The sequence below is a fragment of the Croceicoccus naphthovorans genome, assembly GCF_001028705.1.
Lineage (GTDB): Bacteria > Pseudomonadota > Alphaproteobacteria > Sphingomonadales > Sphingomonadaceae > Croceicoccus > Croceicoccus naphthovorans.
In genome coordinates, this window is record NZ_CP011770.1 from 700509 (window position 1) to 716368 (window position 15860).

Sequence of the window (15860 nt, forward strand, 5' to 3'; positions counted from 1 at the left end):
GCGGGTGCCTTCAACTGGCCAGCCCGTGTAGAGACAGCGCCAATTCGGCACGGATCGCGGCGACCGGGCTGTCGGGCCAGAAGGCAAGGCAGGGCAGGGCGACGCCGGCGCGCTGGATCGTGTTGGCGCTCTCGACATGGCGCGGGGCGCTGTGTGTCAGGTCCAGCACCAATGCGACGGGGGCCTCTATGCAAGGCATGGTGAGCAGGCCGAGGTTGCGCACTTCGATCAAGCCGCGTGTGTTGGGGTGTGGCATAGCCCAAAGCCGTCCGTCGCGCTGTTCGAGCAGGACGCCATCGTCGCCGACAAGGCTGGCCCCCCGGTCGATCAGCGCGAGAGCGAGGCTGGTCTTGCCGATGCCCGGTTCGCCCTCGATCAGGATGGCGCGCCCATCAATGGCGACGCAGGTGGCCTGATGCGTGGTGGCGGTCATGCTGCCGAATCCAGCGCGGGCAGGGTGATCGCCATGACCGCGCCCGACTTGCCGTCGGCGCGTTCGCGCACGGTCAGTTTGCCATCATGCCCGCTGACGATGGAGCGCGCGATGGCAAGGCCAAGGCCGCTGTGCGATCCGAAATCGGCCTCTGGGCGGTCCGAATGGAAGCGCTGGAACACCTTGTCGCGCTGATCTTCCGGGATGCCGGGGCCGTCGTCGGTCACGGTCATCTCGACCGTGTTGTCGCCAAGGTCGGCGAATCCGATAGTGACGTATCCCCCGTGGGGGGAGAAGCTGGCGGCATTGTCGATCAGGTTTTCCAGCACGCGCTCCAGCTGCGCCGCGTCACCCGCAATCATCGTGGCGGACGTAGGCGCGCTTTCGACGGTGAAGTGCAGGTCGCGTTCTTCCCCGATCCGCGCGGCCATCGTGCGCCCGCCGATCACGCCCTCGGCCAGCGCGTAGAGATCGACGGGCTTGAACGCGGTGCGCGACAGTTCGGCATCGACACGGGTGATTTCGGCGATCTCTGTCACCAGCCGGTCCAACCGCCGCACGTCGGCCTTGGCGATGTCGAGCAGCTGGTCGCGCAGCTTCGGATCGTCGACCGTTTCCATCGTATCGAGCGCGGTGCGCAAGGATGCGAGGGGGTTCTTCAACTCGTGACTGACGTCGGCGGCAAAGGCCTCGCCCGCGTCGATCCGGTCGCGCAGGGCGGCGGTCATGTCCGACAGGGCGCGGGCCAGCGTGCCGATCTCGTCACCACGCTCCGGCAGGCGGGGGACGACAACCTCGCGGTCACGACCCAGTCGGACGCGGGCGGCAGCGCGCGACAGCAGGCGCAAGGGCAGCACGATGGTGCGGGCAAGGAACAGCGAAACCTGGATCGATATAAGTATGCCCAGCGTCAGCAGAACCAGTAGCGAGGTCCGCGCCGAGCGGACCGATTGCGTGATGTCGACCGCGTTGCGCATCGTCATCAAGGTTTCGCCTTGCGGCCCATAGGGCGCGGCAGCGGTGATAACCGGGGTCCTGTCGGGTGCATAGCGCAGCATGACCGCACCTTGCCCCGCCTGTTCTGACACGAATATTTCGGGCCATTCCGATTTCACCGCCGGCTCCTCGTCATCGGCGGGATTGTAGGGCGGCACAGGCGGCGCACCCACGAGGAAGTCGACGCTGCGGTCGAGCCAGCGGGCGAAATCCTGCACCCATGTCTCGCTTTCCGGATCGACGAAGGTGAAGGCGGGCTGGCCGACTACGAAGCTGTCGGTTTGCAACTTGCCCACCGCGTTGAAAGTGCGGAGCCGCAACCGCTGTTCCGCGCCGATGCGCGCTAACAATGCGGCGTGTTCGCTCGACGGTGCTTCGGCCAGCGCGTTGGCGATGATCTCCACTTCCGAGCGGGCCAGCTTGAACCGCTCTGCGATCAGCTGCTTGCGATAGGTGTCGAGAAAGAACAGCCCGCCCAGCACGAGGCCGACCAGAAGCACGTTGACCGCAAGGATGCGCGTGGTCAGCGAAAAGCCCCGCGTCCAGAACAGGCGGTCGGGCGCATCGGCAACCGGATCGGCGGCGACGGTCTCGGTCTCGATCAAATCCTGATCGCGAGAGTCGTCGCGCCGGTCCGGGTCAGTCTCCGGCAAAGCTGTAGCCCGCGCCATAGAGCGTGGAGATGCCAGAGAATGTGCGATCGGTTTCGCGGAATTTGCGGCGCAGGCGCTTGATGTGACTGTCGATCGTGCGGTCGTCGACGAAGACGTCGTCCTGATAGGCGGCGTCCATCAACTGGTTGCGCGTCTTCACCACGCCGGGACGCTGGGCGAGAGCCTCAAGGATCAGGAACTCGGTCACGGTCAACGACACGGGCTGCCCGTCCCACGTTACACGGTGGCGTTCGGGCTCCATCGTCAGGCGACCGCGCGTGACGATCTGCGCGGGCGGTTCGTCGCCGGTGCCCGACAGGCGATTGCGCACCATTTCCTCACGCCGCAAGAGCGCGCGGATGCGGGCGACCAGCAGGCGCTGGCTGAACGGCTTTGCGATATAGTCGTCCGCGCCCATGGCAAGGCCGATCGCCTCGTCCTGCTCGTCGGTCTTGCTGGTCAGGAAAATCACCGGCAGCGCGCTCTTTTCCCGCAAGCGGCGCAGCAGTTCCAGCCCGTCCATCTTCGGCATCTTGATGTCGCACACGGCGAGGTCCGGCGGATTTTCCACCAGTGCCTCCAGCGCGGCGGAGCCGTCGGAATAGACCCGCGTGTCGAACCCTTCGGCCTGCAACGCGATCGACAGGCCTGTCAGAATATTGCGGTCATCGTCGACCAGCGCGATCACCTGCGCCATAGATTTCCTTTCGGCGGAGCGGCCATGCCGCCCGGATTTATCCCCATCGCTTAGACAATAGTCGATGGATTCGCCAATCCAACGGCGCATCCGTCCCCCGTGCAGGTGCGGTAAATTGCTGCGCGGCGGTCTAGATTAGCGATTTAGGGCGTAGACTCATTAGCGGCGATCCATAGGCGTGTGCAGAAGAGCTTGATGGCAGCGAGGAAGTTATCGCTTCGTTTGTCGTATCTGGTGGCCAAGCCTCTGGCGTTTTTGAGTTTCCCGAAGAAACGCTCGACCAGATTACGGTAGCGATACAGGAAGCTGCTGAACGCGAAGCCTTTGCGACGATTGCGCTTGACTGGGATGTTGGCGAAGCCACCCTGCGCGGTGATCTGACTGCGAATGGCATCGCTGTCATAAGCCTTATCGGCGAGAAAGGTGGTGGCGTTCGGCACGGCGGCCAGCAGCCTCTCGGCCTCACGGCAATCGCTCGCCTGGCCTTCGGACAGATGCAGTTGGATCGGCAGGCCGCGACCATCAACCAGGGCATGGATCTTGGTTGTCAAACCGCCCCGGGAACGTCCCATGCAGCGATTTGGGTCCCCCTTTTTAGGGTCGCACCGTGCTGGTGGACCCGGATGGAAGAACTGTCGATCATGACCAACTCGCCGTCGAAGGCTTGGCTCACCGCTTCGAGAAGGCGGTCCCACACACCGGCTTTGCGCCAGCGCACGAAACGGTTGTAGCAGGTGGTATGTGGGCCATAGCGCTCGGGAATATCAGCCCAAGGACTGCCCGTGCGAAAGCGCCACAATATCCCGTCGATGACCCGCCGGTCATCCACACGCGGAACCCCGCGAGGCTTGTTCGGCAACAACGGCTCGATCACCAGCCACTCATCATCGGTCAGTTCAAATCTACGACGCGTCATCCAAAGCTCCTTCCCGAAGCCTTGAATCAACCGCGCCCGCGCCGCGCAAGTCAGTTTATGAGTTTACGGCCTAGTATAGTCATCTCCTTGTCGGTTTGACGCAAATTGCGCGCTCGACTATGCGCGGCACCGGTTCCGGTGTAAAACCGGCAGGGCGGCCAATCGCTGGGAGCGCGATTGGCCGATCATCCCGCTCGATGGTTCGAGGACTTTAAAGCCGCCGCGAAAGTGGCGCCGCCTATGGGAAACGCGAAGTCCGCGCGTGACCGGGGCGCTGACAGGAGAGTAATGTGTCGCTCAACACGCCGCTTGCCGCCCAAGGGATTGAGACCGGGGCAAAAATTCACGCAAATCTTGGAACCGCCGCCCTTGTCGAACAGGCGCTGGCCCGTGGCGAAGGCCGCCTCGCCGCGCATGGCCCGCTGGTTGTCGACACCGGCCGGTTCACCGGTCGCAGCGTCAAGGACAAGTTCGTCGTCAAGGATGCGATCACGGCCGACACGATCAACTGGGGCAAGATCAACCAGCCGATGAGCGAAGAGCATTTCGCAAATCTCAAGGCTGACTTCATGGAAGCGTTAAAAAGTCAGGACGAGCTTTACGTCGCCGACCTGTTCGGGGGTTCTCAGCCCGAGTATCGCGTCAACGTACGCGTCATCAACCAGATGGCATGGCACAATCTGTTCATCCGCACCCTGTTGGTCCGCCCGACCGCTGAAGAGCTGGCGGATTTCGTGCCCGAATACACCATCATCAACCTGCCCAGCTTCAAGGCCGATCCGGCCCGCCACGGAAGTGTTTCGGATACGATAATCGCGGTAAGCTTCAGCGAGAAGCTGATCCTGATTGCCAACACCGAATATTCGGGCGAGATGAAGAAGGGCGTTTTCGGCCTTCTGAACTATCTCCTGCCCGAACAAGGCGTGATGCCGATGCACTGCTCGGCCAATGTCGGCGCAGACGGCAAGACCGCGATCTTCTTCGGTCTGTCGGGCACCGGCAAGACCACGCTTTCGGCCGATGCCAGCCGCACGCTGATCGGCGACGATGAACATGGCTGGTCGGATTCGGCAGTCTTCAACTTCGAAGGCGGCTGCTATGCCAAGATGATCGACCTCTCGGCAGAGGGAGAGCCCGAAATCTACGCCACGACCAAGATGTTCGGCACCATCCTCGAAAATGTCGCCATGGACGAGGAAACGCGCGAGATCGACTTTACCGATACCTCGAAGACCGAAAACACCCGCGGCGCCTATCCGATTGAGTTCATCCCGAACACCTCGGAAAAGAACCTTGGTCCGGTTCCGTCGAACGTCATCATGCTGACCGCCGACGCGTTCGGCGTTCTGCCCCCGATCGCGCGCCTTACGCCCGATCAGGCGATGTATTATTTCCTATCCGGTTACACAGCGAAAGTTGCCGGAACCGAGATCGGCGTGACCGAGCCGCAGGCGACGTTCTCGACCTGCTTCGGTGCGCCCTTCATGCCGCGTCACCCCAGCGTCTACGGCAATCTTCTTAAAGAACGCATCGCACAAGGCGGCGCGCAGTGCTGGCTGGTCAACACCGGCTGGACCGGCGGCCAGTACGGCACCGGCAGCCGCATGCCGATCAAGGTGACCCGCGCGCTGCTGAACGCCGCGCTCGACGGTTCGCTGAACAATGTCGAGTTCCGCAAGGACGCGAACTTCGGTTTCGAGGTCCCGGTGGCGGTGCCGGGTGTCGACAGCACGATCCTCGATCCGCGTGCGACGTGGGCCGACAAGGAAGAGTTCGACCGCACGGCGCAGAAGCTGGTGCAGCTGTTCGTCGACAATTTCGCGGTCTTCGAAGAACACGTCGATGAAGGCGTTCGGCAAGCGGCTCCGACTTCTGCGTGATTTCAGCGGGCCTAACCCGCGAATCTACCGCATATAAGAACGCCCCGGACCTTCGCGGTTCGGGGCGTTTTGCTTTGCGACTGGTCCTGCCGGCATACAAAAAGGCGCGAGAGTTTCCTCCCGCGCCTTCATTGCCCCCGAATTGCCAGTCCGCACAGTCCCCCAACCGACGGCCCGACTTTCCGAGCTTCACCGGGTCTGCGACCCACCCGGTGTATTCCCGACTGCTTGGTCGGTGCCGCTCCTGATTGCCAGGGTGGGCAGCGACTGGCAGTGATTTCGCGCACAGCCTTGCCCGCGATCGCGCCATCTGCAAGCTTTTGTTCAGATTCGAACAAGGTTTGTAATAACCTTGACGACCTTGTCATGGAACCGATCCAAAGCTGTGCCGCGCCGGGGCATTGCGGTTATGCCCTGTCCTGCCTAGAGAGCGCATCCAGCCGGAAAAGACCGCACAACTTTCAGATTTTCAGGAACGCCAAGGACCCATGCCCGATACCGATTCGCTCCGCGCCGATGCCCTCGCGCGCATTGCCGAGGCCGACACGCTCGACACGCTGGAGCAGCACCGGGTCGCGTTTCTGGGCAAGAAGGGCAGTATTTCGGGCCTGATGAAGACGCTGGGCGGAATGAGCCCGGAGGAACGGTCCGAGGCGGGCGCGAAGTTCAACGCATTGCGGAACGAGGTTGCCGAAGCGCTGGCAACGCGCAAGGCGGGTCTGGAGGCTGCTGCGCTGGAGGCGAAGCTGGCGTCGGAAACGCTCGACCTTTCGCTCCCCGCGCCAGATGCGCCGACCGGGTCGGTTCATCCGGTTAGCCAAGTGATGGACGAACTGGCCGAGATTTTCGCAGACATGGGTTTTGCCGTCGCGACCGGCCCGGAGATCGAGGACGATTGGCACAACTTCACCGCGCTCAACATGCCGGAAAGCCATCCGGCGCGCGCGATGCACGATACGTTCTATTTTCCCGATACCGATGAGCATGGCCGGTCCATGTTGCTCAGGACTCATACCTCGCCGGTGCAAATCCGTTCGATGTTGAACGAAGGCGCACCGCTGCGCATCATCGCGCCGGGGCGGGTCTATCGCAGCGACAGCGACGCGACGCACACGCCGATGTTCCACCAGATCGAGGGTCTCGTCATCGACAAGGGCATTCACCTTGGCCGCCTGAAATGGACGCTCGAGACGTTCCTGAAAGCTTTTTTTGAGCGGGACGACATCGTCCTGCGCCTGCGTCCCAGCTATTTCCCCTTCACCGAACCTTCTGTCGAAGTCGACGTCGGGTATTCGATGGAAAAGGGACGCCGTGTCGTCGGCGGATCGGGCGACGATGAAGGTCACGCGTGGATGGAAGTGCTGGGCAGCGGCATGGTCAATCGCAAGGTGATCGAATTCGGCGGGCTGGACCCCGACGAGTGGCAGGGCTTTGCCTTCGGCACCGGCGTGGACCGGCTTGCCATGCTGAAATACGGCATGGACGACTTGCGCGCCTTCTTCGACGGCGATCTGCGCTGGATGAAGCATTATGGATTCGCGGCGCTCGACGTGCCCACCCTGTCGGGCGGCGTGGGAGTGGGCGCATGAAGCTCTCGCTCTCCTGGTTGAAGGACCACCTCGACACCGAAGCTACGTCCACGGAAATCGCGGCGAAGCTGAATGCTATCGGGCTTGAGGTCGAAGGCATGGAGAACCCGGCGGAGGCGCTTGCTGGTTTCCGCGTGGCGAAAGTGCTGACGGCGCAAAGGCATCCCGATGCGGACAAGCTGCAAGTGCTGTCGGTCGATCTGGGTGACGGACAGCCGCTGCAGGTCGTCTGCGGCGCGCCGAACGCGCGGGCGGGCCTTGTCGGCGTGCTGGGAACGCCGGGCGCGGTCGTGCCGTCGAACGGGATGGAAATGCGCAAGGCGGCGATCCGCGGCGTCGAATCGAACGGCATGATGTGCTCCAGCCGCGAGCTGGACCTTGGCGACGACCACGATGGCATCATCGAGCTTCCCGCCGATGCGCCGATCGGCACCGAGTTTGCGACTTTCGCCGACCTCGACGATCCGGTCTTCGACCTCTCGATCACCCCGAACCGCCCGGATTGCATGGGCGTCTATGGCATCGCCCGCGATCTGGCGGCGGCTGGGCTTGGCACCTTGAAGCCGGTTGCCGATGCGGTCCACGCGGGCAGCTACCCCTGTCCGGTCGAGATCCGCAGCGACGACCGCGAAGGTTGTCCTGCGTTCTTCGGGCGCGTCATCAAGGGCGTGACCAACGGCGAAAGTCCCGCGTGGATGCAGGCTCGGCTGAAGTCGGCGGGCCAACGTCCGATCTCGGCTCTTGTCGACATCACCAACTACGTGATGCTGACTTATGGCCGCCCCAGCCATGCCTATGACATCGCCAAGCTGGCCGGCGCGATCGTCGCGCGGCGGGCCAAGCCGGGCGAGGGCGTGACTGCGCTTAATGAAAAGCACTACCTGCTCGACGACAGCATGACCGTTATCGCCGACGACAATGGTGTGCACGACATCGCGGGCATCATGGGCGGGGAGCATTCGGGCTGCGGCGCGGATACGACCGATGTCCTGCTGGAGGTTGCCTATTTCGACCCCGAACGCATCGCCCACACGGGCCGCGCCCTGACGCTGACCAGTGATGCGCGCAGCCGGTTCGAACGCGGGGTGGATACCGATTTCCTTGGTACCGGTCTCGAAATCCTGACCGGTCTGATCCTCGACATCTGCGGTGGCGAGGCCAGCGAGGCCGTGCACGTCGGCGCGCCGCCAGCAGGTGGCAAGGTCGTACGTTACGAACCCGCGCTGGCCGAAACCCTAGGCGGTGTTTCCGTGCGCGAGGATGAGCAGAAGCGCATTCTGGCCGCGCTGGGCTTCGAGATTGCCGAGGTCGAGGACCACTGGGCGGTCACCGTGCCAAGCTGGCGTCCCGACGTCGACGGCGCGCCCGACATCGTTGAGGAAGTGATCCGCATCCACGGGCTGGACGACGTGCCCTCGGTCGCATTGCCGCGCGCCGAAGGCGTTGCCAAGCCGACCGCGACCCCGTTGCAGAGCCGCGAGCGCCGCGTGCGCCGCGCCGCCGCCGCGCGGGGGCTGCACGAGGCGATCACGTGGTCGTTCCTGCCGATGGCCGAGGCTGAAGCCTTCGCCGACGAACCGCTGTGGGTTTTGGCCAATCCGATCAGCGAGGACATGAAGGCCATGCGCCCCTCGCTTATCCCCGGCCTGTTGATGGCCGCCCAGCGCAACATGGCACGCGGGGCATCCTCGGTTCGGCTGTTCGAGCTTGGCCGGCGCTATCTGCGTGGCAAGGGCGGTGCGAGCGACGAGCGCCTGACGCTGGGCGTCGTGCTGGCGGGCGAGCGCACGCCGCGTTCGTGGCAGCAGGGCAAGGCGCAGGGCTTCGATGCGTTCGACGCCAAGGCCGAGGTTATGGCGCTGTTGGAAGCTGCCGGAGCGCCGGTCGGCAACCTGATGGTGATGAACGAAGCGGGCGCACAGTATCACCCCGGCCAGTCGGCGACGCTGCGGCTTGGGCCGAAAAACGTGCTGGCACGCTTCGGCACGCTGCACCCGGCGGTTGCCAAGCAGTTCGACATCGATGGCCCCGTCGTCGTGGCCGAAATCGATCTGGAAGCCATCCCGGCCAAGAAGGGCGCGGCCACGTTCACGCGGGCCAGCTATACGCCGCCCTCGCTTCAGGCCGTATCACGTGACTTCGCGTTTCTCGTTCCCGCAGACCTTCCCGCTGGCGACCTTGTCCGCGTGGTCAAGGGTGCGGACAAGAAGCGGATCGTCGATGCCCGCCTGTTCGACGTATTCACCGGGCAGGGCGTGCCAGAGGGGCAGAAGTCGCTGGCCATCGAAGTGACGATGCAGCCCATCGAGGCGACGTTCACCGATGCGGACCTGAAAGCGGTCAGCGATGCGGTCACCGCCGCCGCGGCCAAGCAGGGCGCAACGCTGCGCGGATGATCGGGCGGGGATGAGCGACAGCATTACCATCGGATCGGGTGCACTGACCGCGCGCATCGCGTCGCTTGGGGCCGAGCTGGTCTCGATCGCCGATGCCAAGGGTGCCGAGTGGATGACCGATGGCGATCCAGCGGTTTGGTCGGGCCGTTCGCCGATCCTGTTCCCGATCGTGGGCGAACTGGCCGAGGGCAAGATGCGGCTGGACGGCGCGGAATACGATCTCGCGCGGCACGGGTTTGCCCGCAAGCGCGCGTTCGATTGCGTCGCGCACGATGCCGAAACCGCGCTGTTTCGCCTGTCCGACGATGCCGAGACGCGGGCGGTCTATCCCTTCGCCTTCGAACTCGACCTCCACTACGCGGCCCGGGATGCGATGCTGACGATGACCGCCACGGTCCGCAACACCGGCGATGGCGCGATGCCGTTCAGCATCGGTTTTCACCCCGGTTTCGCATGGCCGCTGCCTGGCGGGGGTGAAAAGCAGGCGCACGCGGTGCGCTTTATGGAGCGCGAGGCCGGACCGATCCGCAGGCTTAACGGCGACGGTCTGCTGTGCTTTTTCGAAGACACGCCCGTCGTCGATCGCCGCATTGCGCTGCATTCGGGCCTGTTCCGGGCCGATGCGTTGATCTGGGATCAATTGAACAGCCGCGGCTTGCGCTACGAAGGGGAAATGCCGGAGGGTGAGGGCAGCCCCGCCGCTATCGACATCGCCTTTCCCGATTGCCCGATGCTGGGCATCTGGCAAAAACCGGGGGCGGACTTTATCTGCCTCGAACCGTGGGCGGGACATGCCGATCCGGTCGGGTTCGACGGCGACTTTCGCGACAAACCGGGCGTGATGGAACTCGAACCCGGTGCCGAACGTGCGTTCCGCGTGACCATCGCCATTCGCCCCGCGCAGACAGGAGACTGAGATCATGCCGACAGCACTCGTAACCGGAGCGACTTCGGGCATTGGCGCGGCCTGTGCGCGCGAATTCGTGGCGGCTGGCTGGCACGTCGTCGGCACCGGCCGCCGCGTGGACCGGCTGGATGCGCTGCGTAAGGAACTGGGTGAACGGTTCTGCCCCGCAGCGTTCGACGTTTGCGACGAGGATGCCCGCGATGCGGCGCTAAATGCGTTGGAGGGGCCTTTCGCGCAGATCGATTGCCTGGTGAACAATGCGGGACTGGCGCTGGGTACGTCGCCCGCGCAGGAAGCCGATATCGATCAGTGGAAGACGATGATCGACACCAACGTCGTCGCGCTGGTTTCGCTGACGCGCAAGCTCTTGCCCGCGCTGATCGAGGCAAAGGGCGCGATCATCAACCTGTCTTCGGTCGCGGCGACTTATCCCTATACCGGCGGCAACGTCTACGGCGGGACCAAGGCGTTCGTGCGCCAGTTCAGTCTTGGCCTCCGATCCGACCTGCAAGGCACCGGCGTGCGCGTCACCTCGATAGAACCGGGCATGGTCGAGACAGAGTTCACCGTCATCCGCACCGGCGGCAACCAGCAGGCGAGCGACAATCTCTACGCCGGATCGAACCCGATGACCGGAGAGGATATCGCCGAAACCATCCTGTGGGTTGCGACTTTGCCGCCGCACCTCAACATCAACACGCTGGAACTGATGCCGGTAAGCCAGAGCTTTGCCGGATTTCAGGTTGCCCGCCAACAAGACTGACCCGCATGTCATCCGAACGCCGTACATTCGCGATCATCTCGCACCCCGACGCGGGTAAGACCACGCTGACCGAAAAGCTGCTGTTGACCGGCGGCGCGATTCACCTGGCTGGGGAGGTGAAGGCGCGCGGGCAGGCGCGGCGTGCCCGGTCGGACTGGATGAAGATTGAGCAGCAGCGCGGCATCTCCGTCACCTCCAGCGTGATGACGTTCGAGCGCGATGGCATGACGTTCAACCTGCTCGACACGCCGGGGCACGAGGATTTTTCCGAAGATACCTATCGCACGCTGACAGCGGTCGATTCCGCGATCATGGTGATCGACGCCGCCAAGGGTATCGAACCGCAGACCCGCAAGCTGTTCGAGGTCTGTCGGTTGCGCAGCGTGCCGATTATCACTTTCGTCAACAAGGTAGACCGCGAAGGGCGCGAACCGTTCGAACTGCTGGACGAAGTGGCCGACATGCTGGCGCTGGACGTCTGCCCGATGACTTGGCCGGTCGGCATGGGCGGACGGTTCGAGGGTATTCTCGACCTCGCCACCGGTGCCGTCGCCCGGCCCGAAGGTAGGTCGAAGGAGTTTCTCGGTAAAGTCGATGAAAATGCGACGATCCCCGATGAGTTTTCAGAGCAGGCCGAACTGGCGCAGGCGGGCTATCCGGAATTCGACGTCGAAGCCTATCGCGGCGGCGACCTGACGCCGGTCTATTTCGGGTCGGCGCTCAAGAACTTTGGCGTGGTGCAACTGATCGAGGCGATTGCCCAGCACGCCCCGCCGCCGCGCCCGCAGCCGAGCGAGAGCGGTCCGGTCGAGCCGGGCAAGGACGAAGTATCGGGCTTCATCTTCAAGGTGCAGGCCAATATGGATCCGCAGCACCGCGACCGCATCGCCTTCATGCGGCTGGTGTCGGGCACGTTCAAGCGCGGCATGAAGCTGACGCCATCGGGCCTTGGGAAGCCGATTGCTGTGCATTCGCCGATCATGTTCTTCGCACAGGATCGAGAGATTGCCGATACCGCCGAACCCGGCGATATCATCGGCATTCCGAACCATGGCACCCTGCGCGTGGGGGACAGCCTGTCAGAGCGGAACGACATCCGGTTTACCGGCCTGCCCAACTTCGCGCCCGAAATCCTGCGCCGTGTGGCGTTGGTCGATCCGACCAAGACCAAGCAACTGCGCAAGGCGCTGGACGACCTGTCGGAAGAAGGCGTGATCCAGGTGTTCTACCCCGAAATCGGCAGCCAGTGGGTAATCGGCGTGGTCGGTCAGCTTCAGCTCGATGTGCTGATCAGCCGGCTTGCGGCGGAATACAAGGTCGAGGCGAACCTTGAACCCGCGCCCTTTGCCACCGCGCGGTGGGTAAAAGGTGACGACAAGAAGATCGAGGAATTCGCCGGGTTCAACCGCGCCAACATGGCGAAAGACCGCGACGGGGACTCGGTGTTCCTCGCCAAGTCGCCGTGGGATGTCGGCTATCAGCAGGAAAAGAACCCTGACCTGACCTTCGGCGCGACCAAGGAGCGATAATGACCAGCGAACGCATCTGGACCGTCTATCTGTCTGGCGAGATCCACACGAACTGGCGCGTAGAGATCATGGACGCGGCGAAGCATCGAGGCTTGCCGATCCGGTTCTCTGCCCCCGTGACCGACCACCCCGCATCCGACGATTGCGGTGTCGCGATCCTTGGTGCGGAGGAGAACAAGTTCTGGCACGATCGCAAGGGGGCGCAGGTTAACGCGATCCGCACTCAGACGCTGATCAAGGATGCCGACATCGTCGTCGTCCGCTTTGGCGACAAGTACAAGCAATGGAACGCCGCCTTCGACGCGGGCTATGCCGCCGCGCTGGGTAAGCCGATCATCGTCAACCATGACGACAGCATCGTTCACCCGTTGAAGGAAGTGGATGCCGCTGCGATGGCGGTTGCCGAAACCCCGGCCCAGATCGTGGACATACTGGATTACGCAATCACGGGTCGGCTTGCCGGATATACCGACCGCTGACACCATACGCGCGGAACCGGATCGCGTTTCGGGGTTAGGTTGTTCGTGGAACTGAAGTTCGCCAGCTACAACATTCACAAGGCAGTCGGCCTCGACCGACGCCGCGATCCCGACCGTATCCTGTCTGTCTTGCACGAAATCGATGCGGACGTGGTGGCGTTGCAGGAATGCGACCGCCGCTTCGGCCAGCGCGAAAGCGTCTTGCCCCGCGCGCGGATCGAGGATTCGGCATATCGCCCCATCACGCTAGGCATCCGGCCAGGCAGCCTTGGCTGGCACGGGAACACGTTCCTCGTGAAAAAGCACCTCGACATCATCGAGGCCGAGCCGCTGAGCCTGCCCACGCTGGAGCCGCGCGGTGCGGTGCGCCTCGATATCGAGCATGAAGGGAAGCGGGTGCGGGCGGTGGGTATGCACCTCGACCTGTCAGGCTTTCGGCGGCGGGAACAGGCCGTGGCGCTGTTAAAGCATCTGGACGCCTGCGATGGCACTTGCCCGACGGTCGTCATGGGCGATACCAACGAATGGTCACGCACCGGGGGTATGCTCCGCGTGTTCCGCGACGATTGGAACTGCGCCGAATGCGGCCCCAGTTTTCCCACGCGGCGTCCGCTCGCACGGCTCGACCGCATCTTCGCCAGCCGCGATTGGCACCATGCGGATAGCGGCGTGCATCACAGCTTTCTGGCATCGCGCGCGTCGGATCATCTGCCCGTCTGGGCATCGCTGGTGCTTCGATAGAGGCATTCTCGGTGCCTAAAAATTAGGCACGATGCTGCACCTGCACAGAATCGAAGCGTAAGTCCTAACGCTTCGTTACGAATGCGACTCGGCGCTTTTCCGCGATTCTGGCTCGTCTCATCAAATTGGCACGCCCTTTGCTTGTATGCTGACGACCGGCAGACGGGCCGGTAGGCAAAAGGGGGCTGAGATGAAGTTCATCATCGCCATTATAAAGCCGTTCAAGCTGGACGAAGTTCGCGATGCCCTGGGCACGCTGGGCGTGGCCGGCATGACGGTTACCGAGGTTAAGGGTTTCGGACGCCAGAAGGGCCAGACCGAAATTTACCGCGGTGCGGAATATTCCACCAACATGCTGCCGAAGGTGAAGATCGAGATCGCCGCAAGCGACGCGCTTGCGCCGCAGATCATCGAATCCATCCAGCAGACGGCCAGCACCGAAGCCATCGGTGACGGCAAGATCTTCGTGATGGACTTGGCCAGCGCGGTGCGCATCCGCACCGGCGAAGCCGGCGACACGGCGCTTTGATTAAGGGGGATCTGAAAATGGATCGTAACACCATTAAATGGGGCGCCCGGGCCATTGCCACGGCCGCCCTGGTCGCGCCCGTCGCGGCTTTCGCTCAGGACGAGGCACCCGCAGCTGCCGAAATGGTCGGCGGCGGCACGGCCTACATTCTCAACACCCTGCTGTTCCTCATCGGCGGCTTCCTCGTCATGTGGATGGCGGCGGGCTTCGCCATGTTGGAAGCAGGCCTCGTCCGTTCCAAGAACGTGTCGATGCAGTGCCTGAAGAATATCGCGCTCTACTCGATCGCGGGCATCATGTTCTGGGTCATCGGCTACAACATCGCCTATCCGGGCGACTTCAACGGCTATTTCGGTCTGTCGGGTATCACTTACCCGATGCAGGGCGTTGGCGAAGCGGACACCGACACCGGCTATTCGGTCGCGTCGGACTGGTTCTTCCAGATGGTCTTCTGCGCCACCACCGCCTCAATCGTTTCGGGCACCTTGGCAGAGCGCATCAAGCTTTGGCCGTTCCTCATCTTCACCGTTGTCCTTACCGGCGTGATTTACCCGGTTGTGGTCAGCTGGGAATGGGGCGCTGGCTTCCTTGACCAGATGGGCTTCTCCGACTTCGCGGGTTCGACGCTGGTCCACTCGACCGGTGGCTGGGCCGCGCTTGTCGGTGCGATCATCCTCGGCGCTCGTGCGGGCCGCTATGGTCCCGATGGCCGCGTCAACGTCTTCCCGGGCACGAACATTCCGCTCGCCACGCTGGGTACTTTCATCCTGTGGCTCGGCTGGTTCGGTTTCAACGGCGCTTCGCAGCTGGCGATGGGCACCGTGGGCGACGTTTCGGACGTGTCGAAGATTTTCGTGAACACGAACATGGCGGCTTGCGCCGGCGTGGTCGTCGCGATCATCCTGACGCAGATCATCTACAAGAAGGTCGACGTGACCATGGCGCTGAATGGCGCACTGGCCGGCCTCGTCTCGATCACGGCTGAGCCGCTGACCCCGTCGGTCCCGATGGCGATGCTGATCGGCGGCATCGGCGGCGTGATCGTGGTCTTTGCGGTCCCGATGCTCGACAAGCTGAAGATCGACGACGTTGTCGGCGCGATCCCGGTCCACCTGTTCGCGGGTATCTGGGGCACCCTCGCGGTCTGCCTGACCAACGGCGACGTTCCGTTCATCGCACAGCTGACCGGCGTGATCGCCACGGGCGTCTTCGTTTCGATCGCCGCTGGCATCGTCTGGTTCATCCTGAAGATGGTCATGGGCCTGCGCCCGTCGGCCGAGGACGAACTGACGGGTCTCGACAAGGTCGAGGTCGGCGTCGAAGCCTATCCGGAATTCGTCAACACCTGACGA

At 63.4% G+C, this 15860-nt stretch carries 14 protein-coding genes; 10 read left to right on the forward strand and 4 right to left on the reverse strand.

Annotated elements, in window-relative coordinates:
• Nucleotides 1-10: 10 nt before the first annotated feature.
• The 4 genes from AB433_RS03535 to AB433_RS19845 form a co-directional block, all read right to left on the reverse strand.
• Nucleotides 11-433 (reverse strand): HPr kinase/phosphorylase, encoded by a 423-nt coding sequence (locus AB433_RS03535; protein WP_047819949.1) that lies wholly within the window; start codon nt 431-433, stop codon nt 11-13.
• Nucleotides 430-2082, reverse strand: a complete 1653-nt coding sequence (locus tag AB433_RS03540) for a sensor histidine kinase (RefSeq protein ID WP_245626572.1) — start codon at nt 2080-2082, stop codon at nt 430-432. The genes AB433_RS03535 and AB433_RS03540 overlap by 4 nt, the downstream gene beginning before the upstream one ends.
• Entirely contained in the window at nt 2069-2779 is a 711-nt protein-coding gene (locus AB433_RS03545; protein WP_047823237.1) for a response regulator transcription factor, read from the reverse strand. The genes AB433_RS03540 and AB433_RS03545 overlap by 14 nt, the downstream gene beginning before the upstream one ends.
• A gap of 143 nt (nt 2780-2922) precedes the next feature.
• A protein-coding gene (locus tag AB433_RS19845; RefSeq protein ID WP_156170621.1) for an IS5 family transposase occupies nt 2923-3695 on the reverse strand; the annotation gives its coding sequence in 2 pieces (ribosomal slippage) (nt 2923-3377 and nt 3377-3695; 774 coding nt in all).
• A gap of 290 nt (nt 3696-3985) precedes the next feature.
• Here AB433_RS19845 and AB433_RS03560 point away from each other — a divergent pair.
• The 10 genes from AB433_RS03560 (at nt 3986) to AB433_RS03605 (ending at nt 15857) form a co-directional block, all read left to right on the forward strand.
• On the forward strand, nt 3986-5575 hold the full coding sequence (locus AB433_RS03560) for a phosphoenolpyruvate carboxykinase (RefSeq protein ID WP_047819950.1): 1590 nt from the start codon (nt 3986-3988) through the stop codon (nt 5573-5575).
• Between the two features lie 488 nt (nt 5576-6063).
• The gene (gene pheS, locus AB433_RS03565) at nt 6064-7164 is read left to right on the forward strand and encodes a phenylalanine--tRNA ligase subunit alpha (protein WP_047819951.1); all 1101 of its coding nucleotides are present in this window, start codon (nt 6064-6066) and stop codon (nt 7162-7164) included.
• Nucleotides 7161-9560 (forward strand): phenylalanine--tRNA ligase subunit beta, encoded by a 2400-nt coding sequence (gene pheT / locus AB433_RS03570; RefSeq protein ID WP_047819952.1) that lies wholly within the window; start codon nt 7161-7163, stop codon nt 9558-9560. The genes pheS and pheT overlap by 4 nt, the downstream gene beginning before the upstream one ends.
• 10 nt (nt 9561-9570) lie before the next feature.
• Nucleotides 9571-10476 carry an aldose 1-epimerase family protein gene (locus AB433_RS03575; protein WP_047819953.1) on the forward strand — a complete coding sequence of 302 codons (906 nt, stop codon included), beginning with the start codon at nt 9571-9573 and terminating at the stop codon, nt 10474-10476.
• A gap of 4 nt (nt 10477-10480) precedes the next feature.
• Nucleotides 10481-11230, forward strand: coding sequence for an SDR family NAD(P)-dependent oxidoreductase (locus tag AB433_RS03580; RefSeq protein WP_047819954.1), 750 nt, complete (start codon nt 10481-10483; stop codon nt 11228-11230).
• 5 nt (nt 11231-11235) lie between these two features.
• A complete protein-coding gene (locus AB433_RS03585; RefSeq protein ID WP_047819955.1) occupies nt 11236-12759 on the forward strand; it encodes a peptide chain release factor 3 in 1524 nt (507 codons plus the stop codon).
• Nucleotides 12759-13238, forward strand: a complete 480-nt coding sequence (locus AB433_RS03590) for a YtoQ family protein (protein WP_047819956.1) — start codon at nt 12759-12761, stop codon at nt 13236-13238. Before AB433_RS03585 ends, AB433_RS03590 begins: the two co-directional genes overlap by 1 nt.
• 45 nt (nt 13239-13283) lie before the next feature.
• Nucleotides 13284-13979, forward strand: coding sequence for an endonuclease/exonuclease/phosphatase family protein (locus tag AB433_RS03595; protein ID WP_047823240.1), 696 nt, complete (start codon nt 13284-13286; stop codon nt 13977-13979).
• A gap of 190 nt (nt 13980-14169) precedes the next feature.
• Nucleotides 14170-14508, forward strand: coding sequence for a P-II family nitrogen regulator (locus AB433_RS03600; protein ID WP_047823241.1), 339 nt, complete (start codon nt 14170-14172; stop codon nt 14506-14508).
• Between the two features lie 17 nt (nt 14509-14525).
• Nucleotides 14526-15857, forward strand: coding sequence for an ammonium transporter (locus AB433_RS03605; RefSeq protein WP_047819957.1), 1332 nt, complete (start codon nt 14526-14528; stop codon nt 15855-15857).
• Nucleotides 15858-15860: the final 3 nt, after the last annotated feature.